This is a genomic window from Pseudomonas pisciculturae (assembly GCF_015461805.1).
Classification (GTDB): Bacteria; Pseudomonadota; Gammaproteobacteria; order Pseudomonadales; family Pseudomonadaceae; genus Aquipseudomonas; species Aquipseudomonas pisciculturae.
In genome coordinates this window covers 553,786-573,551 of the sequence record NZ_JACVZE010000003.1, presented here as the reverse complement: position 1 = coordinate 573,551, position 19,766 = coordinate 553,786, and the positions used below count along the sequence as shown (strand labels likewise).

Here is a 19,766-nt window from a genome sequence, read left to right as displayed (position 1 = left end):
CTTCCACGCAGGCCTGTCGGTTTTTGTTTCAAAACCGTAGGGAGTGAATCAATGGGCAAAGTCCAGACCGCCGCCAGTGCACACGAGGCGCAATGGCGCCAGGCACCGAGTGGTGAGTTGGTCGACCTTGGCCGGCCGCACCGCGCGCCGTTGGGGCAACTGCGCACGCAGAAGACGCCGAAGCGTTTCTCCAGCCGTCGTGAAGGGATACTGCTGGGCCTGCTGGTGCTGGCCCTGCACGGTGCGGTGATTTATTGGGTGGCCCAGAAGCCGACCCCGGTGCTGCCAATCGTGCCGCCGGAAATTCCGCCGATGACCATCGAATTTTCCCAGCCGGCGCCGCCCGTGGTTGAACCGCCGCCACCGGTGCCGCCACCACCGCCGCCTCCTGTGGTGGAGCCACCGCCTCCGGTAGTGGATGAATTGGCCGCGAAACCTGCGCCCAAAAAACCGATTCCAAAACCCAAGCCCGTGCCGAAACCGGTGCCCAAGCCTGAGCCCGCACCGAAACCGGTTGAGCAACCGCCCGCGCCACCGACACCTGCACCGCCCGCGCCGCCTGCTCCACCTGCACCAGCGCCGGTCACACCGGCTTCGGCCAATGCCGCGTACTTGAAGAACCCGGCGCCTGAATACCCGTCACTGGCCCAGCGCCGGGGTTGGGAAGGCACGGTGTTGCTCAGGGTGCAGGTACTGGCCAGCGGCAAGCCGGGTGAGATCCAGATCCAAAAGAGCAGCGGTCGCCAGCAACTCGACGACGCCGCACTGGCCGCCGTGAAGCGCTGGAGTTTCGTGCCGGCCAAGCAGGGCGATGTGGCTCAGAACGGCTGGGTCAGCGTACCGATCGATTTCAAGATTCACTAACTATTCGGCTGCGGTGTGTTGCACACGCCGCGACCTGCACAGAGGGAACACATCATGGCATTAGCATCTCCACTTGAATCCATCGAAAGCGCGGTGATCTGGCTGCTGGTGGTCTTTTCGGTCGCCACCTGGGGCCTGGCCCTGCTCAAGGGCGTGCAGTTCGGTCGCCTCAAGGCGCAGGATCGCAAATTCCACAAACAGTTCTGGGCGGCGTCGAGTCTCGACTCGGCCGCCGAACTGGCGGAAACCCAACCCGGCGCCGCTGCCCGTGTGGCCCAGGCCGGTTACGCCGCGATCCAGGTGGGCGAAACCCCACACGCTGCGGACCTGAGCCAGGCGATCAACCACCAAGACCGCCTCGAACGCGCCCTGCGCCAGCAGATCGTGCGTGAACGCCGCTCCCTGGAAACGGGTTTGGCCGTGGTCGCCAGTATCGGCAGTACCTCGCCGTTTATCGGTCTCTTCGGCACCGTGTGGGGCATCATGGAAGCCCTCAAAGGCATCAGCGCCGCCGGTTCCGCCAGCCTCGAAACCGTGGCCGGCCCGATTGGTGCCGCACTGGTGGCAACGGGCGTCGGTATCGCCGTCGCCGTACCGGCGGTGCTGGTCTACAACTACTTCCTGCGTCGCCTCAAGCTGACCGCCGCCGACCTGGATGACTTCGCCCACGACTTCTACAGCCTCGCGCAGAAAAATTCGTTCCGCGTGCTGCTGCACCCGGCACTGAACAAAACCACTGCCGGCAACCCGCAAAAAGTGAAGGAGGCGTCCTGAAATGGCCTTCTCCACACAAGACAGCGATGAAGTGCTGAGCGAGATTAACGTCACGCCCCTGGTAGACGTGATGCTGGTACTGCTGGTGGTGTTTATCGTCACCGCGCCGCTGCTCACCAACGCCATCCCGATCAACCTGCCCAAGACCGAGGCCGTGGCCCCGGTGGAGCAAAAAGACCCGCTGGTGGTGAGCATCGACGGCGCCGGCAAACTGTTTATCAACAAGGACGAAATCCAGCCGGACCTGCTGGAATTCAACCTGCAATCGGCGAAAGCCAAGGACCCCGATGTGCGGGTGCAATTGCAGGCTGACGATGGAGTGAACTACGGCGAAGTGGCGCGAGCCATGGCGTCGATCGAACGCGCGGGCATTACCAAGCTGTCGGTAATTACCGCCCGTTAATTGCAAAAGCCTCGACAATTTTTTGGCCGTCTCCTTGGCAGGGTGCGGCCTTTTTTTTTGCCTGCTTTTCAGCAATGCCAGAGGTTCAAAGTGCGCCAACCCCAGTGATTTGCGGATACCGGATTTCAACGTCCCGCTGAAACGTTCCAGCGTTCTCTTTAAGCCAGTCAATCAGTCGAGCGATATCAGGTTCCGATTGGCGTCCATTGCGACAAATTACGTAGTACGCCGCCGGCGACATCATCACCGGCCCGCCGAGTGTGACCAACGCGCCATCTTCCAACTGGTCATACACCAACGCTGTCCTGGCCAGTGCAATCCCGCCACCCTTCACCGCCAGGCTGATTGCCAGGCTGGAGTCCGGAAAGCGTGGCCCATGGTGATAAGGCGCAGCCGCCAGGCCCTGAAACGCAAACCAGCTTTCCCATCCCGGACACACCTGGTCGTCCACGCGGTGAATGAGTGGATACTGCGCGATATCCGTCAGCGGAATATCGCCATTGATGCGTTGAAACTCTGGCGAGCAAACCGGGAATACGGCATCGCGCATCAGCAGTTCGGCATGATGATCCGGGTAGTCGCCGTACCCCATCACAATCGCGACATCGAACTGATGAGCACCGAGATTGGCGCTGCTCATGTCCGCACTGGTCAATACCAGGTCGAGGTTGAATGAAGCGTCGGTGTGGGAACCATGCATTCTGGGGATTAGCCAGGTGGAACACAGCGAAGAGGTGCACGAGAGGTACAGCGGCTGGGGCTTGCTCGGGTTAAGTGTGTGCAAAGCCGCCTCAAGGGCTTGGAAAAAACCATCTGCAACCGGCAACAAAACGTGCCCCGCTGCAGTGAGATTCACGCCCCGAGAGTGGCGCTCAAACAACTGCACGCCCCACCACTCCTCAAGCCCCGCAATTTGATGGCTTATCGCACTGGCGGTCAGGTTCAACTGGGAGGCGGCGCGCGCAAAACTCCCCGTCTGTGCAGCACTGACAAAGGCTTGCAGCATGGGAGTAGGTGGCGGACGTTGGCCCATCAGGTGCTCACTTTGATCAGGATGATCCCGCAAACAATGACGAACGCCGAAAGCATCCGCCGCCAGCCGAACCGCTCGTGAAAAAACAGCGCGGCAATAATGGCGCCGATAATAACACTGGTCTCGCGCAGCGCTGAGACCTTAGCCACAGCGTCTAGCGACAGCGCAAACAGCACCAGGCCGTAGGACGTGAGGTAAAACACGCCGCCCATTACGCCGACTTTCCAATGGTTGCGAATGGCCTCTGCGAAGGCCGCATGCTTTTTGATAACCGCCAGCGCCGGAATCGGAATGCTCTGAAATACCGTCAGATAGAGGATGTATTGCAGCACCGTCTCACTGGCTCTTACACCCTTGGCATCCACCACCGTGTAGGACGCGATGAACGCCCCCGCACACACAGCCATCAGAATCGGCTTGAACATACGCGCGGTCATCCTGCGCACGAATGTCAGGCTGAGAATGCCGACACAGATCAGTAGCACCCCTGCCATGGCGGAGGGCGATAGCTGCTCATGCAGCAGAAAGTAGGAAAATAGCGCGACTAAAACCGGTGGCACCCCGCGCATCACCGGATAGACCTGCCCAAAATCGCCGGTCTCATACGCCTTGATCAGAAACAATCGATAGGCCGTGTTGAGCACCACGGAAACCAGCACATAGCCCCATACCTGTGGGCTTGGCGCATTGACCAGTGGCAGCGCCGCCAGGCAGATCAGCAGCGCCGTACCATCGACCATGGCCAAGGTCATGAAGCGACTGCTCCCCGCCCGGACGACCGCGTTCCAGGTGGCGTGCATGAAGGCGGAGATCAAAACGAGGGTGATCGCGATGTCGGAGTTGTCCATGGGGCTCGGGCGGGCGGGGAAATTAAGGCGGCTATTTAACGCAGTCATCTGCCAGGGTCAGAAGCGAAAGCTCTTCAGTGCTGCCGTTAAAAACCGTCATGGTTTGTAAAGGGCCAGCAAGTCATGTCCCTTTAAATTGCAGGACGTTTCCGAGACAATCCCCGCCGCCTTGTGGCTGTTGGAATGGGTGGCTAGTCTTCGGCCCGTCGCTGGTTTTCAGCGATCGGGTTTAGCAGCCTGAGTTCAATAGGCACACGGTTCACAACCGCGTTTATGGCGGCTGTGCGTGGGGCACCTTCGGGTGCGCTGGTGTTCCTATTGGCCAGTCTGCTAACCCGCGTACAGCTGCCACCTATCGTTTAGCAGCGTTAGTGGTCGCTCCCGTCTTCAATAGGAGTTACACCATGACCAAAGCACTTCCCGATCCGCCCCTCGACTGCCTCGTCGCCAACGAAAATCTCAGTTTCGAAGACGCCCAACTTTATATCGCTCACCTGATCCACAGCGCCTCGGCCACGGTGTGGGATTGTTGTGAGCACCTGCAGCCCCACGACCGCGCGAAAATTCATGCGGTGTGGCATTTGCTGGAAATGGCGAAGACGGTGGTAGATCGCACCATCGACTGTCAGCCCGGGCCCAGTAACGCGATCTGAAAACCACTGCATTTCCAATGTGAAATCCGATAAATGTGGGAGGGGGCTTGCTCCCGATAGCGGTGGTTCAGCCACAGTTGTATTGGCTGATAGACCGCTATCGGGAGCAAGCCCCCTCCCACATTTTGATCTTCATTGGCTTTGAGATTTTGGTTATTAATAAATAGCTTCTTATTCCTTAACGAATATAACCCCTGTCCCTATACTGGTCAGCAACGTTAAACGCTGCAGGAGGGCACACCCATGCACAGCGAGTCGATTCGTTATCTGATCGTGCCGGGCTGGCAAGGATCGCCAGAAGATCATTGGCAAAGTCACTGGCAGGCCAGCCTGCCCAATAGCGCCCGCGTGGAGCAGGCCGATTGGCTGACGCCGCGTCGCGAAGACTGGGTGGCGGCGCTGGCCGAGGCCATCGCGGCCGATAGCACACCAGTGATCCTGATCGCCCATAGCCTGGGTTGCATCACCGTGGCGCATTGGGCGGCGACTGCGCCGGTGCAGTTTCTGCGTCAGGTGCGTGGCGCCTTGTTGGTGGCTCCGGCCGATGTGGAGCGACCTGCGTGCTCACCTGCCTTGCGTAATTTCGCGCCGATTCCTACGACCTTGTTGCCGTTCCCCAGCCAAGTGGTCAGTTCCGACAACGACGCCGCCGTCAGCGCCCCTCGGGCCCTTGAGCTGGCGCGTAACTGGGGTGCGGAAGCCGGCATCTTGTCGGGCGCTGGCCATATCAATGTGAAGTCCGGCCACCAGCGCTGGGAGCAGGGTTTCGCCTACCTCTATCGCCTGCAAAGCCGCCTTGAGCATCACGCCCGGCGCACTGCCTGATTATTTTTCAACGCCCCGTCCCTGAGTGGATTTGGGGCGGGAGCCTGCCATGAGTCTGCATGAAACCTACGGCCAGCCACTGCTGACCTTTCCCGACGCCGATAAAAGCCCGCTGAGCATCCGCGCCAAGGCCTTGGTGTTTGTCGACCCGCGCTCGCGCCAACTGCGTGAAGACCTTGAAAGCCTCGCCCCCCGCGCCTTGCCCGTGTTGATTCGCGGCGAGACCGGTAGCGGTAAAGAACTACTGGCGCGCCACATTCACCGTGGCAGTGATCGCGGCGGCTTGTTTGTGTCGGTCAATTGCGGCGCCATCAGCCCGACTTACGCCGACGCCGAGTTGTTCGGTTATGCCGCCGGCAGCCACAGCGGCGCCGCCAGCAGCCGGGCAGGGTGGTTTGGTTCGGCCAATGGCGGCACCTTGTACCTGGATGAGATCGGCGATTTACCGCTGCCGATCCAGGTCAAATTGCTCGCTGCCCTGGAGAACCACGAAGTCACCCGCGTGGGTGCCCACCAGCCAAGCCCGGTGGATGTGCGTCTGGTGGCGGCCACCAGCATCGACCTGGCCCAGGCCGTGGCGGCGGGCAAGTTTCATGAGCGCTTGTTCCATTACCTGAGCGAAGGCCAGCTGGAGTTGCCGGCGCTGCGCGAGCGGGTCGGCGATATCCTGTCACTGGCCGAATATTTCCTCGGCATCTACAGTCAGCGCCTGGACCTGCCGGTGCCGCTGATCAGCGATGCGGCTCAGTACGTGCTGGAGCATCACGGCTGGCCGGGCAATACCCGCGAGCTGGAAAACGTTATTCACTTTGCATTGCTGGTGAGCAGTGGCGACGAGATTTTGCCGGAGCATTTGAACTTGCCAGTGGCCGGTTCACCATTGGAGCAAGTGCAGCGCATCTTCAACGCTGCCAGCCCCGCCGAGCAGGAAACCTTACGCAAATTCCTACATGAACAAAATGGAATATCAACGTGAATAAAAGATATTGTTCGGGAATAAAAAATCTAGGTATTGTCACACCCACGCCGCGATAGCACTTCGCTGGCACACCACATAAAAACGGTCGTCACAGACGCCCCCGGAATTCCGATAAGGACACTGCATGAAAAAGGTTCTGTTGTTTACCGCACTGGCGGCTGCCCTGACTGCCGGCCTGGCCCAAGCCAACGAGAAGTTGGTGGTTGCCGCCACCCCGATCCCGCACGCGGAGATCCTCGAACTGATCAAGCCAACCCTGGCCAAAGAAGGCGTGGACCTGGAAATCAAAGTCTTCACCGACTACGTACAACCCAACGTACAAGTGGCCGAAAAGCGCCTGGACGCCAACTACTTCCAGACCCTGCCGTACCTCGAAAACTTCAACAAGGGCAAGGGCACCAACCTGGTGACCGTGGTCGGCGTGCACGTTGAACCGTTCGGCGCGTACTCGAAGAAGATCAAGAACATCTCCGAACTCAAGGACGGCGCCACCGTTGCCATCCCGAACGAAGGCTCCAACAGCGGCCGTGCCCTGCTGCTGCTGCAAAAGGCTGGTGTGATCACTCTGAAAGACCCGAAAAACGCCCTGGCCACGCCGAAAGACATCGCCAGCAACCCGAAAAACCTGAAGTTCAAAGAGCTGGAATCGGCCCTGCTGCCACGCGTGCTGGACCAGGTTGACCTGGACCTGATCAACACCAACTACGCTCTGGAAGCTGGCTTGAACCCAGCCAAAGACGCGCTGTTGATCGAAGGTGCCGACTCTCCGTACGTGAACTACCTGGTGGCCCGCCCGGACAACAAGGACAGCGATGCTCTCCAGAAACTGTCCAAGGCGCTGACCAGCCCGGAAGTCAAAGCATTCATCGAGAAGAAGTACAGCGGCGCGGTGCTGCCTGCGTTCTGATGTAACTGAAAACCCCCTTCAAGGTTTCAACGCCGATGGCTTATATAGCGTCGGCGTTTTTTTACGCCTGAAACTTGGAATGCAATCCAAATGTGGGAGGGGGCTTGCTCCCGATAGCGGAGTGTCAGCCAGCACATCTGTGACTGATCGACCGCTATCGGGAGCAAGTCGAATCGTCGCACCGCCCCTCCCACATTGGATCTCATCTCATATTGGATGTTTGGTGTGTCAGATGGGGCGGTTGTTGATCGCCCTACGCAACGCCACCAACCACTTCACCAACTCCTGCGGATCCATCGGCTTCGCTTCTTTCATCATTCATTCCCTCGAATAACAGACCCCAACACCATAGCCCTCACCCGGCAAACCCGCGAACCTGGCGGTTATCTTTTTGGGTGATATCAATATGCTATTTGGGTATTTAAATTTTCTTTTTTATACCTTTAAAGTTCGCGCTACCCGACGTTACCCACGCCGGATCGAACCGCGCACGCCGCATTACCCCTGCGGCGTTTTGGACCTCCGATGACTTTCGATTTCGCTTTTATCCTCAGCACTCTGCCGGCGTTTTTAAAAGCCGTGGGGGTGACGCTGCAAGTAGGCTTGATCGCCATTGCCACCTCGCTGCTGGTGGCGCTGATCAACGCCGCGCTGCTGGTGTTTCGCACGCCCTACCTGTCGCGCCTGGTGGCGTTGTATGTGGAGCTGGCGCGCAACACGCCGCTGCTGATCCAACTGTTTTTCGTCTACTTCGCACTGCCGGCCTTGGGCTTCAATATCTCCGGCTTCTGGGCGGCGATCATCACCATGACCTTCCTCGGCGGCGCCTACCTCACCGAAGTGTTGCGCGCTGGTGTGGAAGCGGTGCCGCTGGCGCAGATCGAGTCGGGTAAATCCATCGGCCTGTCGGATTGGCAGCTGCTGCGCCACGTGATCCTGCCCCAGGCCGGCATCCTCAGCCTGCCGGCGCTTTTCGCCAATTTCATCTTTCTGCTCAAGGAGACCACCGTGGTCTCCGCCGTGGCGGTGCCGGAGATTCTCTACACCACCAAGAGCTATATCGCCCTGTACTACAAGACCTACGAAATGCTCGCCGTATTGACGCTGATCTGCGTGTTGCTGTTCTTGCCGCTGTCGCTGTTGCTCAGCCGACTGGAAAGGAGGCTCCAGCATGGCCAGTTCGGGTCTTGAGTTGTTGTGGGTGTCGTTGCCGCAACTGGGCAAGGGCGCTGCGCAAACCCTGTCGATTTCATTCTTGAGCATCGCCTTCAGCACCGTCGGTGGCGTGCTGTATGGCGTGCTGCGCACCCTCAACAACAAGCTGATCAACGCGGTGCTGCGGGTGTACCTGGAGCTGTTTCGCGCAATCCCGGTGCTGGTGTGGTTGTACCTGCTGTTTTTTGGCTTGCCGATTTTCTTTGGTTTGAGCATCCCGAGCTTCTGGTGCGCCGTGCTGGTGCTGTCGTTATGGGGCGCCAGCGAAGTCGGTGAAGTGGTGCGCGGCGCCTTGCATTCGCTGCCCCGTGGCCAGCGTGAGGCGGGCTTGTCGATTGGCCTGTCGGACCCACAGCTGTACGGCTACGTGCTGCTGCCCCAGGCCCTTAAGCGCATGACGCCGCCGACCATCAACGTCTACACGCGCATCATCAAGACCAGCTCGCTGGCGGTGCTGATCGGCGTGGTGGATGTGATCAAGGTCGGCCAGCAAATCATCGAACGCACCTATGAGTCAGTGTTGATCTACGGCGTGCTGTTCCTGTTTTTCTTCTTTATCTGCTACCCGTTGTCGGCCGCCTCAAAGGTGCTGGAACGGCGCTGGGCCCAAGCATGAGCGCATTGATCGAGTTTCAGGGTTTCAACAAATTCTTCGGCGAACAGCAGGTGCTCAAGGGCATCGACCTGAGCGTGCAAAGCGGCGAAGTGGTGGTGATCCTCGGCCCCAGCGGCTGTGGCAAAAGTACCTTGCTGCGCTGCCTCAACGGCCTGGAAGTGGCCCACAGCGGCAGCCTGCGCTTTGCCGGCAACGAACTGTTGGACAAAAAAACCGACTGGCGCCAAGTGCGGCAAGACATCGGCATGGTGTTCCAGAGCTATCACCTGTTCCCGCACATGAGCGTGCTCGACAACATCCTGCTCGGCCCGCTCAAAGTGCAAAAACGCGACCCCCGCGAAGCCCGCGAGCAAGCCGAAAAATTGCTGGAGCGCGTAGGCCTGGCCGACAAGCGCGACGCCTTCCCACGCCAGCTCTCGGGCGGCCAACAACAACGCATCGCCATCGTCCGTTCGCTGTGCATGAACCCCCAGGTCATGCTGTTTGACGAAGTCACCGCCGCCCTCGACCCGGAAATGGTCAAGGAAGTGCTGGAAGTGATCCAGGGCCTGGCCCGCGATGGCATGACCCTGTTGATCGTCACCCACGAAATGGCCTTTGCCCGCGCCGTCGCCGACCGCGTGGTGTTTATGGAGGCCGGTCGCATCCTCGAACACAACACCCCCGAACAATTCTTTACGAACCCGCAAACCGCACGCGCGCAGCAGTTCCTGGAGAAGTTCTCCTTTGTGTCAACACTGCCCAAGAAAACCAAGGAACTGGAGCTGCTATGAAAAAGTTACTGCTGCCACTGCTGGCCGTCGCCGTACTGGCCGGCTGCGATAAAAAGGCCGAAGAGCCTGCCAAACCCGTTGCCGCCGCAAGCTACCTCGACAAGATCAAGGCGCGTGACAAGTTGATCGTTGGTGTGTTCACCGACAAGCCGCCGTTCGGGTTTGTGAACGAAGCCGGTCGCTATGTGGGTTTTGATACCGACATCGGCCGTCAATTTGCCAAGGATCTGCTGGGCGATGAAAACAAAGTCGAGTTCGTCGCCGTTGAACCCGCCAGCCGTATTCCGTTTTTGCAAAGCGACAAGGTTGACCTGATCCTCGCCAACATGACCGTGACGCCTGAGCGCAAGGAAGCGGTGGACTTCACCAACCCCAACCTGAAAGTCGCCGTGCAGGCCCTGGTGCCGAACGACAGCGTGGTCAAAAGCCTGGATGACCTGGCCACCCGCACCACCATCGTCACCACCGGCACCACCGCCGATATCTGGCTGACCAAAAACCACCCAGACTGGAAACTGCTCAAGTTCGAGAAAAACTCCGAGTCGCTGCAAGCGCTGTCCGCCGGTCGTGGTGATGCTTATGCGCAAGACAACCTGGTGCTGTTCAGCTGGGCCAAGCAGAACCCGGGCTACCGCGTGCTGGAAGAGAAACTCGGTGATGAAGCGCCGATTGCGCCAGCAGTGAAGAAGGGCAATATCGAACTGCGTGACTGGGTGAATGCTGAGTTGGCCAAGCTGGGTGAGGAGAAATTCCTGCTCAAGCTGTATGACCAATATGTGCGTAAAGAGCTGAGCGATGACACCAAGCCTGAGAGTGTGATTGTTGAAGGGGGTAAGTGGCAGGGTTGATCCCTGGCTTGTGTGGTGAATGATCTACCGCTATCGCAGGCAAGCCAGCTCCCACAGTTGACCGTGTTCCAAATTTGGAATGCATTCAAATGTGGGAGCGGCGGTGCGACGATTCGACTTGCTCGCGAAGAGGCCAGTGAATTCACCCAGTCAGTTCTCCCCCATGCAGATAAGGAACCCTGAACTAAGCTCACAGTCGCATACACACTGGCACATCGCATCGCGCACAAGGAGTTTGCATGGGCGGTCGTATTTCCACCTGTATTGTCGGCTTGGGTTTAGTGGCCTTGCTGAGCGCGTGCGGCGAGCAAAAGCCTGAGCCCAAGGCTCATTCGCGGGTTTTTGTGCAGACCGTGCAGTCGGCGGACTTTGCCGCAGCGGTCACCCTCACCGGCGATATCCAGGCTCGGGTGCAAACCGACCTGTCCTTTCGCGTCGGCGGCAAGATCATCCAGCGCATGGTGGACGTGGGCGACCGCGTAACCGCCAAGCAGGTGCTGGCCAAACTTGATCCCAAGGATTTGCAGACCAACGTCGATTCCGCCCAGGCCCAGGTCGTGGCGGAACAAGCGCGGGTCAAGCAGACGGCTGCGGCCTTTGTGCGACAGGAAAAACTTCTGCCCAAGGGCTACACCAGCCGCAGTGAATACGACTCCGCCCAAGCCGCCTTGCGCAGCAGCCAAAGTGCTTTGGCCGCCGCCCAGGCCCAGCTGGCCAATGCCCGTGAGCAACTGGGCTACACCGCGCTGATCGCCGATGCGCCGGGTGTGATCACTGCGCGCCAGGCCGAAGTGGGCCAGGTGGTACAGGCCACGGTGCCGATTTTCAGCCTGGCCCAGGATGGCGAGCGCGATGCGGTGTTCAATGTGTATGAGTCCCTGCTGGTGGAGCCGCCGCCCGATGCGCCGATCACCGTCAGCCTGTTGGACAACCCCAGTATCAAGGCCCAGGGCAAGGTCCGCGAAGTGACCCCCGCCGTGGCGGCCAACACCGGCACCGTGCAGGTCAAGATTGCCCTGGAGGCGCTGCCCAAGGGTATGCAATTGGGCTCGGTGGTCAGCGCCACCGCCAATGGCCCATCCAAACCCAGCATTGAATTGCCATGGGCGGCCTTGACTAAAGACGTCAACGATCCTGCCGTATGGCTGATCGACGGCGACGGCAAGGCGCAACTGCACAAGGTTAGCGTGGCGCGTTACCTCACCGGCAAAGTCATCATTGCCGATGGCCTCAAGGGCGGCGAAAAAGTCGTGGTGGCGGGCGGGCAATTGCTGCACCCCGGCATGCTCGTCGAAATCGCCCAGCAAGGAGCCCAGCCATGAAGCGCCTGACGCTGTTACTGGCGGCCAGCCTGTTGCTGGTGGCCTGCTCCAAGGAGGAAGCGCCGCCCGAGCCCGTGCGGCCGGTGCTGTCCATGGAGGTGAAGGCCGAAGACCAGGAAACCCTCGGCCGCTTCGCCGGCACCATCCAGGCCCGTTATGAAAGCAACCTGGGTTTCCGCGTGCCCGGCCGTATCGCCCGACGCGCCGTGGATGTGGGCGCCGAGGTGGAGAAGGGCGCCGTGCTCGCCGTACTCGACCCCACCGACCAACAGAACCAATTGCGCGCCGCCCAGGGCGACCTGGCCCGCGTGCGGGCGCAGTACATCAACGCCCAGGCCAATGCCCGCCGCCAGCAGGAGCTGTTCAACCGTGGCGTCGGCGCCCAAGCCCAGCTGGATATTGCCCAGACCGACCTGAAAACCACCCAGGCCTCCCTCGACCAGGCCCAGGCCGCGGTCAACCAGGCCAAGGACCAGCTCAACTATGCCGAACTGCGCACCGACCACGCCGGCATTGTCACTGCCTGGAATGCCGAGGCCGGCCAGGTGGTCACCGCCGGTCAGCAAGTAGTGACCCTGGCCCGCCCGGATATCAAGGAAGCCGTGATCGACCTGCCCGCAGGCCTTGCCGAACGCCTGCCACCGGACGTGGTGTTTCTGGTCGCCGGGCAACTGGACCCCAACGTGCACACCACCGCCGTCGTGCGTGAGATCGAGCCCCAGGCCCAGAGCGCCACCCGCACCCGTCGTGCCCGCCTGAGCCTAGCCGAGACACCGCCTGCGTTTCGCCTGGGCACGGCGATCAGCGTCACGTTGAGCACCGCCATAGCGCCGCGTATCGAGCTGCCTCTGAGCGCCTTGCAGGAGGTGGAGGGCAAGACCCGCATCTGGCTGCTCGACACCCAAAGCCAGACCGTGCAACCGCGTGACGTCACGGTGATCAGTCGTGATGCCCGCAGCGCGGTGCTCAATGCGGGCGTCAAACCCGGCGAACACATCGTCACCGCCGGGGTGAATAGCCTGAAACCTGGGCAAAAAGTCAAAATCGACGAGGGCAGCCCGCGATGAAAGGGAGTTTCAATTTATCCGACTGGGCCCTCAAGCATCAGTCCTTCGTCTGGTACCTGATGTTCGTCGCGCTGCTGATGGGCGTGTTCTCCTACATGAACCTGGGCCGCGAGGAAGACCCTTCGTTCACCATCAAAACCATGGTGATCCAGACCCGCTGGCCGGGTGCGACCCAGGAAGAGACCCTGCGGCAAGTCACCGACCGTATCGAGAAAAAACTCGAAGAACTCGACGCCCTCGACTACGTGAAAAGCTACACACGCCCGGGTGAGTCCACGGTGTTTGTGTTCCTCAAGGACACCACCAGCGCCAAGGCGATTCCCGAGATCTGGTACCAGGTACGCAAGAAGATCGACGACATCCGGGGCAACTTCCCCCAGGGGTTGCAGGGGCCGTCATTCAACGACGAGTTCGGGGATGTATTCGGCTCGGTGTATGCCTTTACCGGCGACGGCCTGTCGATGCGCCAGCTGCGTGACTATGTAGAGCAGGTGCGCGCCGAGATCCGGTCGGTGCCGGGGTTGGGCAAGGTCGAGATGATCGGCCAGCAGGACGAAGTGATTTACCTGAATTTTTCCACGCGCAAGCTGGCGGCCCTGGGCATTGATCAACGCCAGGTCGTGCAAAGCCTGCAATCGCAGAACGCGGTGACCCCCGCCGGGGTGATCGAGGCCGGGCCTGAGCGCATTTCAGTGCGTACTTCCGGGCAATTCGCCTCTGAGAAGGACCTGGCCAACGTCAACCTCAGGCTCAATGACCGCTTCTATCGCCTGGCGGACATCGCCGAGATCAGCCGTGGCTACGTTGACCCGGCGCGGCCGATGTTTCGCTTCAACGGCACGCCGGCCATCGGCTTGGCGATTGCCATGCAGAAGGGCGGCAATATCCAGGCCTTTGGTAAGGCCCTGCATGAACGCATGGACGAACTGACTGCCGACCTGCCGGTGGGCGTGGGCGTGCACAAAGTCTCCGACCAGGCCGAAGTGGTGGAAGAGGCCGTTGGTGGCTTCACCAGTGCACTGTTCGAAGCGGTGATCATCGTACTGGTGGTGAGCTTTATCAGCCTGGGCCTGCGCGCAGGGTTAGTGGTGGCGTGCTCGATTCCGTTGGTGCTGGCGCTGGTATTCGTATTCATGGAATACAGCGGCATCACCATGCAGCGGGTGTCGCTGGGCGCGCTGATCATCGCCCTCGGCCTGCTGGTGGACGATGCGATGATCACCGTGGAGATGATGATCACGCGCCTGGAAAAAGGCGAAACCAAGGAGCAGGCGGCGACCTACGCCTACACCTCCACGGCGTTCCCGATGCTCACCGGTACGCTGGTGACCGTCGCCGGTTTTGTGCCGATTGGCCTCAACGCCAGCTCGGCGGGAGAGTACACCTTCACGCTGTTCGCGGTGATTGCCGTGGCGATGCTGGTGTCGTGGGTGGTGGCGGTACTGTTTGCGCCGGTGATTGGTGTGCATATCCTCAGCGCCAAGGTGAAACCCCACGATGCCGAGCCGGGCCGGGTCGGCCGTGCGTTCAACGGCGGTATGCTGTGGGCCATGCGTAACCGCTGGTGGGCGATTGGCATTACCGTCGCGCTGTTCGTGGCGTCGGTGTTCTCCATGCAGTTTGTACAGAACCAGTTCTTCCCATCGTCGGACCGCCCGGAAATCCTCGTCGACCTGAACCTGCCGCAAAATGCCTCGATCAACGAGACACGCAGGGCCGTCGATCGCCTGGAAGCGATTATCAAGGACGACCCGGACATTGCCCGTTGGAGCACCTACATCGGCCAGGGCGCGATTCGTTTCTACCTGCCCCTCGACCAACAACTGGAAAACCCCTACTACGCGCAACTGGTGATTGTCAGCAAAGGCCTGGAAGAGCGCGGCGAGTTGATCAAGCGCCTGCAAAAACGTCTGCGCGATGATTTCGTCGGCATTGGCAGCTATGTGCAGCCGCTGGAAATGGGCCCGCCGGTAGGGCGCCCGATTCAGTACCGCGTCTCTGGCAAAGACATCGACCAAGTGCGCAAGCACGCCATCGAACTGGCGACCCTGCTCGATCAAAACACCCACCTGGGCGAGATCATCTACGACTGGAACGAGCCGGGCAAAGTGCTGCGCATCGACATCGCTCAAGACAAGGCGCGGCAACTGGGGCTCTCGTCCGAAGACGTGGCGCAGTTGATGAACAGCGTGGTCAGCGGCGCCTCGGTGACCCAGGTGCACGACGATATCTACCTGATCAACGTGGTCGGCCGTGCCGAAGATGCTGAACGTGGCACGCCCGAAACCTTGCAGAATTTGCAGATCGTCACGCCCAACGGCACCTCGATTCCGCTGTTGGCTTTCGCCACCGTGCGCTATGAGCTGGAGCAACCGCTGGTGTGGCGCCGTGACCGCAAGCCGACGATCACGGTGAAGGCCTCGGTGCGCGATGAGATGCAGCCCACCGACCTGGTGAAGCAGTTGGCGCCGACCATCGACAAGTTCAATGCCGAGCTGCCGGTGGGCTACAAGGTCGCCACCGGCGGCACCGTGGAAGAAAGCGGCAAGGCCCAGGGCCCGATTGCCAGCGTGGTGCCGTTGATGCTGTTTTTGATGGCGACGTTCCTGATGATCCAGCTGCACAGCGTGCAGAAGATGTTCCTGGTGGCGAGTGTCGCGCCGCTGGGGCTGATCGGCGTGGTGCTGGCGCTGATCCCCACGGGCACGCCCATGGGCTTTGTGGCGATCCTGGGGATATTGGCGCTGATCGGCATCATCATCCGTAACTCGGTGATTCTGGTGACGCAGATCCACGAATACGAAGTCGCCGGTTATTCACCGTGGGATGCAGTGGTCGAGGCCACCGAGCACCGGCGTCGGCCGATCCTGCTGACGGCGGCTGCGGCGAGCCTGGGCATGATCCCGATTGCGCGGGAAGTGTTCTGGGGGCCGATGGCGTACGCGATGATTGGCGGGATTATTATTGCGACGTTGCTGACTCTGTTGTTCCTGCCGGCGCTGTATGTAGCTTGGTACAAAATTCGCGAACCGAAGCCAGACCAACAGGGAAAACGCGGTTAAAAATGTGGGAGGGGGCTTGCTCCCGATAGCGGTGTATCAGCCACCCAATCTATTGGCTGACCCACTGCTATCGGGAGCAAGCCCCCTCCCACATTTGATCGAGTTTCAACGTTGAAATACGGTCAACTGTGGGAGCTGGCTTGCCTGCGAAAGGGCCGGTGCGGGCGATGAAGATCTACCGTTTACGCCACACGCTGGCCAGCCACGGTTGTTGCTCCAGCGGCAACCCGGCAGGCCGATAGTAATGCTCCAACTCCACAAACCCCGCCTCGGCCAGCAGCGCCTGCCACGCCGCCAGGTCGTGGTATGACCCGTAGCGCGGCCCGTTCCAACCTTCCCGGTTCTCACCCCGAGGATTGGAACTGAACAACACGCCCCCAGGCTTCAACGCCCCGTGCAGCTGCTTGAGCACCCGGGGCAATTCCTGCTTGGGGATATGAAACAGCACGGCGTTGGCAAAGATCCCGTCGAAACGTTCAACGGGTAGATCCAGCTTCAGAAAGTCCTGCTGCAACACCTCACAGCCACTGTCTTCGCGCGCCATCTGCGCAAACCGCTCGGAGCCGTCCAGGCCCACGGCGATGTGCCCCATGCGCGTGAACGTCTGCAAGTCCCGCCCCGGCCCGCAGCCGAAATCCAGCACGGTAAACGGCGCGGTGCCCTGGATATGCCGCAGCAGCGCGTCGATGTTCTGGCTTACATCGTGGTCGCGGGTGCCCTCACGGAAGTCCTCGGCCACGCTGTTGTAGTGGCCGAGGGTGGTGGAGGTGATTTTGTCGAGGTCGTCGGGCTTGAGGGGCATGGCGGGCAATACCGGATATGGACATGCCTCGACTATACCCTGTGGTGAGCGGGCTTGCCCCGCGCTGGGCTGCGCAGCAGCCCCAGGCTTTCAACGTTTATTCAGCACCCGCGCCAGGCGGTCGCCGCCCAGTTGAATAAACGCCACCAACACCACCAACAGCACAATCACCGTCAGCATGATCTGCGTATCAAAGCGCTGATAACCGTAGCGGTAGGCAATATCCCCCAAACCGCCGGCACCAATCGCACCGGCCATGGCCGATGAGTTGATCATCGTCACCAGGGTAATGGTGAACCCGCCGACAATCCCCGGCAGCGCCTCTGGCAACAGCACATGCCAGATGATGTGCCAGCGTCGGCAGCCCATGGCTTGCGCCGCTTCGATCAGGCCGTGGTCGACTTCGCGCAGGCTCACCTCGGCGATTCGGGCAAAGAACGGCGTGGCGGCGATGGTCAGCGGTACAACGGCCGCCCATACGCCGTAGGTGGTGCCGACGATCAGTCTTGTGAACGGAATCAACGCCACCATCAAAATCAAGAATGGGATCGAGCGGAACAAGTTAACGAACGCCCCCAGCACTCGGTTCAACGCCGGGGCTTGGTAGATGCCGCCCTTATCGCTGGTGACCAAAAATACCGCCAACGGAATCCCCACCAGCAACGCAATCAGTGACGACACACCGACCATCAACAAGGTGTCGATGGCGCCCTGCAATAAACGATCAAACCACATAGCCCAGCACCTCCACCTGTTGCGCCCAATTCGCGGCGCGGTTGCGCAATTCTTCGGCGCTGTGGGGCGAACCGTTCACCGCCAGCAGCAATTGCCCCAGGGCGTGCCCCTGGATGCGTTCCACACCGCCTTGCAGCAAGCGCACCCGCCCGCCGAGAGCGCTGAAGAGCGCGGCCAGGTCCGGTTCGTCGGTGTCGCTGCCGGTGAACTGCAAGCGCAGCACCACGGCGGCCTCGGCCGACGCCGGGTTAGCCTGCAAACGGCTTTGCAGCTCTGGCGGCAGCCCGTGTTGCAGCGGCGCCAGCAGGGTTTTGCTGACCTCATGCTGTGGGTCGCCAAACACCTGCCACACCGGGCCTTGCTCGACGATATGCCCGTGCTCCAACACCACCACGCGGTCGCAGATTTCGCGGATTACCGCCATTTCGTGAGTGATCAACACGATGGTTAGGCCCAGGCGCTGGTTGATCTCGCGCAGCAGGCCAAGAATCGACTGCGTAGTCTCCGGGTCAAGGGCCGAGGTGGCCTCGTCGCACAGCAGAATCTGTGGGTCGTGCACCAGCGAGCGGGCAATGCCTACGCGCTGTTTCTGCCCACCGGAAAGCTGCGCCGGGTAGGATTTGTGCTTGTCCTGCAAACCCACCAGCTCCAGCAGCTCGCGCACCTTTTGCTCACGTTGCAGCTTGGGCACGCCGGCCACTTTGAGCGGCAACTCAACGTTCTGCCACACGGTCTTGGCCGACATCAGGTTGAAGTGCTGGAAGATCATGCCGATGCGCCGACGCAGCGCCACCAGGTGGTCTTCGTCGTAATCGCCGATGTCCACCTGGTCGATCAGCACCCGACCGCTGCTGGGTTGCTCCAGGCGGTTGATGGTGCGGATCAGCGAGGATTTGCCGGCGCCGCTGCGGCCGATAATGCCAAACACTTCACCGCGTTGGATCGCCAAGTCGATACCTTGCAGCGCATGTACCTTGCCGTCATAGCTCTTGCCCAGGTTGATAAAGCGCACATGGGCGCGGTTCAGGTCCGGATGCAGTTCTGTCTGCTCGGCGTCCCTGGGCGGTAGGCCCAGGTCGCGCAGTTGAGAGTGGGCGGCGGTCATTTTTTAGCTTCCCAGCCGACTTGGTAGAGCTTGCCCAAGGACTTATCCAGGGCGGCGCGCACCACCGGCGAGTGCTGGTAGATGTCGACGAACTTGATCACCCGTGGGTCGGTCGTGCCCTTGGGCTGGGTGACGAACTGGATCACGTATTCCGGGTGGTCGAGGCCGTCGAACAGCAGCGCCGACTCGGCATCGAAGGTCTTGGACAGGCGGATATACGCCGGGTAGCCCTGTACCAGATCGGCGTCGTCATAGGCGCGCACCAGTTGCACGGCCTCGACTTGCAGGATCTTGATCTTCTTCGGGTTGCTGACGATGTCTTCTTCGGTGGCCTTGTAGCCCACGCCCGGCTTGAGGGTGATCAGCCCAGCCTTGGCCAGCAATTGCAGGCCACGACCGCTGTTGATCGGGTCGTTGGCGATGGCCACGCTGGCGCCTTGGGGCAGGTCGTTGATGCTTTTGAATTTCTTCGAGTACAGGCCGACGTTGTTGATGATGCCAGGGGCGTAGGGCACCAGGTCAAAGCCGGCGGCGGCCTTGGCGTTTTCCAGGAAGGGGATGTGCTGGAAGTAGTTCACGTCGATATCGCCGGCAGCGAGGCTCACGTTGGGGGCGATCCAGTCGGTAAATTCCACCAGCTCGACTTTCAGGCCTTGCTTGCCGGCTTCGGCCACGGCGGCTTCCAACGGTATTGCGAAGGCGGCGGTGGTGCCGACTTTCAGTGGGGCGTCGGCGGCGAATACTGCCGAGCTGAACAAACCAAAAGCCAGGGCCAGTGCTTTGACTGGGTGGGAGAGCAGTGTTTTTTTCATAGTGGATTTCCAGTCATAAGGTGTAGGTAAGAACAATGCGGTCAACTGTGGGAGCTGGCTTGCCTGCGATATCGGTCTGTCAGGCAACTTTTTTTGCTGACCCACCGCTATCGCAGGCAAGCC

Annotated in this window: 20 protein-coding genes; 14 read left to right on the top strand and 6 right to left on the bottom strand. The window is 60.5% G+C overall.

Annotation, left to right across the window (positions count from 1 at the left end; all coding sequences use genetic code 11):
* The first annotated feature begins 51 nt into the window (after positions 1–51).
* The 3 genes from ICY20_RS11500 to ICY20_RS11490 are packed head-to-tail and all read left to right on the top strand — an operon-like array spanning position 52 to position 2,041.
* Positions 52–864 carry an energy transducer TonB gene (locus ICY20_RS11500; RefSeq protein ID WP_159960776.1) on the top strand — a complete coding sequence of 271 codons (813 nt, stop codon included), beginning with the start codon at positions 52–54 and terminating at the stop codon, positions 862–864.
* A gap of 54 nt (positions 865–918) precedes the next feature.
* Positions 919–1,638 (top strand): MotA/TolQ/ExbB proton channel family protein, encoded by a 720-nt coding sequence (locus ICY20_RS11495; protein WP_228758381.1) that lies wholly within the window; start codon positions 919–921, stop codon positions 1,636–1,638.
* A gap of 1 nt (position 1,639) precedes the next feature.
* Positions 1,640–2,041: an ExbD/TolR family protein gene (locus ICY20_RS11490; RefSeq protein ID WP_122489362.1), complete on the top strand. Its 402-nt coding sequence runs from the start codon at positions 1,640–1,642 to the stop codon at positions 2,039–2,041.
* 85 nt (positions 2,042–2,126) lie between these two features.
* On the opposite strand, the gene ICY20_RS11485 is transcribed toward ICY20_RS11490, so the two are convergent.
* Together ICY20_RS11485 and ICY20_RS11480 are read right to left on the bottom strand one after the other, a co-directional pair.
* Complete coding sequence (locus ICY20_RS11485; RefSeq protein WP_194937512.1) at positions 2,127–3,074, bottom strand: LysR substrate-binding domain-containing protein; 948 nt, start codon at positions 3,072–3,074, stop codon at positions 2,127–2,129.
* The gene (locus tag ICY20_RS11480) at positions 3,074–3,922 is read right to left on the bottom strand and encodes an EamA family transporter (protein WP_194937511.1); all 849 of its coding nucleotides are present in this window, start codon (positions 3,920–3,922) and stop codon (positions 3,074–3,076) included. Before ICY20_RS11480 ends, ICY20_RS11485 begins: the two co-directional genes overlap by 1 nt.
* A gap of 404 nt (positions 3,923–4,326) precedes the next feature.
* Between ICY20_RS11480 and ICY20_RS11475 the strand changes: the two genes are divergently transcribed.
* From ICY20_RS11475 to ICY20_RS11425, 11 genes are all read left to right on the top strand, one after another.
* Positions 4,327–4,575 (top strand): hypothetical protein, encoded by a 249-nt coding sequence (locus ICY20_RS11475; RefSeq protein ID WP_194937510.1) that lies wholly within the window; start codon positions 4,327–4,329, stop codon positions 4,573–4,575.
* A gap of 243 nt (positions 4,576–4,818) precedes the next feature.
* Complete coding sequence (locus tag ICY20_RS11470; protein WP_159960784.1) at positions 4,819–5,400, top strand: alpha/beta hydrolase; 582 nt, start codon at positions 4,819–4,821, stop codon at positions 5,398–5,400.
* Positions 5,401–5,449: 49 nt separating this feature from the next.
* Positions 5,450–6,376, top strand: coding sequence for a sigma 54-interacting transcriptional regulator (locus ICY20_RS11465; protein WP_194937509.1), 927 nt, complete (start codon positions 5,450–5,452; stop codon positions 6,374–6,376).
* A 127-nt stretch (positions 6,377–6,503) separates the two neighbouring features.
* On the top strand, positions 6,504–7,286 hold the full coding sequence (locus tag ICY20_RS11460) for a MetQ/NlpA family ABC transporter substrate-binding protein (RefSeq protein ID WP_159960786.1): 783 nt from the start codon (positions 6,504–6,506) through the stop codon (positions 7,284–7,286).
* A 525-nt stretch (positions 7,287–7,811) separates the two neighbouring features.
* Positions 7,812–8,477, top strand: a complete 666-nt coding sequence (locus ICY20_RS11455; protein WP_003187615.1) for an amino acid ABC transporter permease — start codon at positions 7,812–7,814, stop codon at positions 8,475–8,477.
* Positions 8,458–9,117 carry an amino acid ABC transporter permease gene (locus ICY20_RS11450; protein WP_159960790.1) on the top strand — a complete coding sequence of 220 codons (660 nt, stop codon included), beginning with the start codon at positions 8,458–8,460 and terminating at the stop codon, positions 9,115–9,117. Before ICY20_RS11455 ends, ICY20_RS11450 begins: the two co-directional genes overlap by 20 nt.
* Positions 9,114–9,890: an amino acid ABC transporter ATP-binding protein gene (locus ICY20_RS11445; RefSeq protein WP_122513119.1), complete on the top strand. Its 777-nt coding sequence runs from the start codon at positions 9,114–9,116 to the stop codon at positions 9,888–9,890. Before ICY20_RS11450 ends, ICY20_RS11445 begins: the two co-directional genes overlap by 4 nt.
* Positions 9,887–10,738 (top strand): transporter substrate-binding domain-containing protein, encoded by an 852-nt coding sequence (locus ICY20_RS11440; protein WP_159960792.1) that lies wholly within the window; start codon positions 9,887–9,889, stop codon positions 10,736–10,738. Before ICY20_RS11445 ends, ICY20_RS11440 begins: the two co-directional genes overlap by 4 nt.
* Before the next feature lie 239 nt (positions 10,739–10,977).
* Positions 10,978–12,060 carry an efflux RND transporter periplasmic adaptor subunit gene (locus ICY20_RS11435; protein ID WP_194937508.1) on the top strand — a complete coding sequence of 361 codons (1,083 nt, stop codon included), beginning with the start codon at positions 10,978–10,980 and terminating at the stop codon, positions 12,058–12,060.
* Complete coding sequence (locus ICY20_RS11430; protein WP_194937507.1) at positions 12,057–13,127, top strand: efflux RND transporter periplasmic adaptor subunit; 1,071 nt, start codon at positions 12,057–12,059, stop codon at positions 13,125–13,127. Before ICY20_RS11435 ends, ICY20_RS11430 begins: the two co-directional genes overlap by 4 nt.
* Positions 13,124–16,189: an efflux RND transporter permease subunit gene (locus tag ICY20_RS11425; RefSeq protein WP_159960798.1), complete on the top strand. Its 3,066-nt coding sequence runs from the start codon at positions 13,124–13,126 to the stop codon at positions 16,187–16,189. Before ICY20_RS11430 ends, ICY20_RS11425 begins: the two co-directional genes overlap by 4 nt.
* Positions 16,190–16,364: 175 nt before the next feature.
* Here ICY20_RS11425 and ICY20_RS11420 read toward each other — a convergent pair whose 3' ends face one another.
* From ICY20_RS11420 to ICY20_RS11405, 4 genes are all read right to left on the bottom strand, one after another.
* Complete coding sequence (locus ICY20_RS11420) at positions 16,365–16,991, bottom strand: class I SAM-dependent methyltransferase (protein ID WP_159960800.1); 627 nt, start codon at positions 16,989–16,991, stop codon at positions 16,365–16,367.
* Between the two features lie 90 nt (positions 16,992–17,081).
* Positions 17,082–17,726: a methionine ABC transporter permease gene (locus ICY20_RS11415; protein WP_017736886.1), complete on the bottom strand. Its 645-nt coding sequence runs from the start codon at positions 17,724–17,726 to the stop codon at positions 17,082–17,084.
* Positions 17,716–18,831 (bottom strand): methionine ABC transporter ATP-binding protein, encoded by a 1,116-nt coding sequence (locus ICY20_RS11410; protein ID WP_159960802.1) that lies wholly within the window; start codon positions 18,829–18,831, stop codon positions 17,716–17,718. The genes ICY20_RS11415 and ICY20_RS11410 overlap by 11 nt, the downstream gene beginning before the upstream one ends.
* Positions 18,828–19,643: a MetQ/NlpA family ABC transporter substrate-binding protein gene (locus ICY20_RS11405; RefSeq protein ID WP_159960804.1), complete on the bottom strand. Its 816-nt coding sequence runs from the start codon at positions 19,641–19,643 to the stop codon at positions 18,828–18,830. Before ICY20_RS11405 ends, ICY20_RS11410 begins: the two co-directional genes overlap by 4 nt.
* Between the last annotated feature and the right edge of the window lie 123 nt (positions 19,644–19,766).

What these genes read in the sequence shown, in the direction of transcription:
- ICY20_RS11420 (WP_159960800.1), bottom strand. Translation starts at nt 16,991, where the DNA reads ATGCCCCTCAAGCCCGACGACCTCGACAAAATCACCTCCACCACCCTC.
- ICY20_RS11425 (WP_159960798.1), top strand. Translation starts at nt 13,124, where the DNA reads ATGAAAGGGAGTTTCAATTTATCCGACTGGGCCCTCAAGCATCAGTCC.
- ICY20_RS11460 (WP_159960786.1), top strand. Translation starts at nt 6,504, where the DNA reads ATGAAAAAGGTTCTGTTGTTTACCGCACTGGCGGCTGCCCTGACTGCC.
- ICY20_RS11445 (WP_122513119.1), top strand. Translation starts at nt 9,114, where the DNA reads ATGAGCGCATTGATCGAGTTTCAGGGTTTCAACAAATTCTTCGGCGAA.
- ICY20_RS11405 (WP_159960804.1), bottom strand. Translation starts at nt 19,643, where the DNA reads ATGAAAAAAACACTGCTCTCCCACCCAGTCAAAGCACTGGCCCTGGCT.
- ICY20_RS11450 (WP_159960790.1), top strand. Translation starts at nt 8,458, where the DNA reads ATGGCCAGTTCGGGTCTTGAGTTGTTGTGGGTGTCGTTGCCGCAACTG.
- ICY20_RS11455 (WP_003187615.1), top strand. Translation starts at nt 7,812, where the DNA reads ATGACTTTCGATTTCGCTTTTATCCTCAGCACTCTGCCGGCGTTTTTA.
- ICY20_RS11490 (WP_122489362.1), top strand. Translation starts at nt 1,640, where the DNA reads ATGGCCTTCTCCACACAAGACAGCGATGAAGTGCTGAGCGAGATTAAC.
- ICY20_RS11500 (WP_159960776.1), top strand. Translation starts at nt 52, where the DNA reads ATGGGCAAAGTCCAGACCGCCGCCAGTGCACACGAGGCGCAATGGCGC.
- ICY20_RS11495 (WP_228758381.1), top strand. Translation starts at nt 919, where the DNA reads ATGGCATTAGCATCTCCACTTGAATCCATCGAAAGCGCGGTGATCTGG.
- ICY20_RS11465 (WP_194937509.1), top strand. Translation starts at nt 5,450, where the DNA reads ATGAGTCTGCATGAAACCTACGGCCAGCCACTGCTGACCTTTCCCGAC.
- ICY20_RS11430 (WP_194937507.1), top strand. Translation starts at nt 12,057, where the DNA reads ATGAAGCGCCTGACGCTGTTACTGGCGGCCAGCCTGTTGCTGGTGGCC.
- ICY20_RS11485 (WP_194937512.1), bottom strand. Translation starts at nt 3,074, where the DNA reads ATGGGCCAACGTCCGCCACCTACTCCCATGCTGCAAGCCTTTGTCAGT.
- ICY20_RS11470 (WP_159960784.1), top strand. Translation starts at nt 4,819, where the DNA reads ATGCACAGCGAGTCGATTCGTTATCTGATCGTGCCGGGCTGGCAAGGA.
- ICY20_RS11410 (WP_159960802.1), bottom strand. Translation starts at nt 18,831, where the DNA reads ATGACCGCCGCCCACTCTCAACTGCGCGACCTGGGCCTACCGCCCAGG.
- ICY20_RS11480 (WP_194937511.1), bottom strand. Translation starts at nt 3,922, where the DNA reads ATGGACAACTCCGACATCGCGATCACCCTCGTTTTGATCTCCGCCTTC.
- ICY20_RS11475 (WP_194937510.1), top strand. Translation starts at nt 4,327, where the DNA reads ATGACCAAAGCACTTCCCGATCCGCCCCTCGACTGCCTCGTCGCCAAC.
- ICY20_RS11435 (WP_194937508.1), top strand. Translation starts at nt 10,978, where the DNA reads ATGGGCGGTCGTATTTCCACCTGTATTGTCGGCTTGGGTTTAGTGGCC.
- ICY20_RS11415 (WP_017736886.1), bottom strand. Translation starts at nt 17,726, where the DNA reads ATGTGGTTTGATCGTTTATTGCAGGGCGCCATCGACACCTTGTTGATG.
- ICY20_RS11440 (WP_159960792.1), top strand. Translation starts at nt 9,887, where the DNA reads ATGAAAAAGTTACTGCTGCCACTGCTGGCCGTCGCCGTACTGGCCGGC.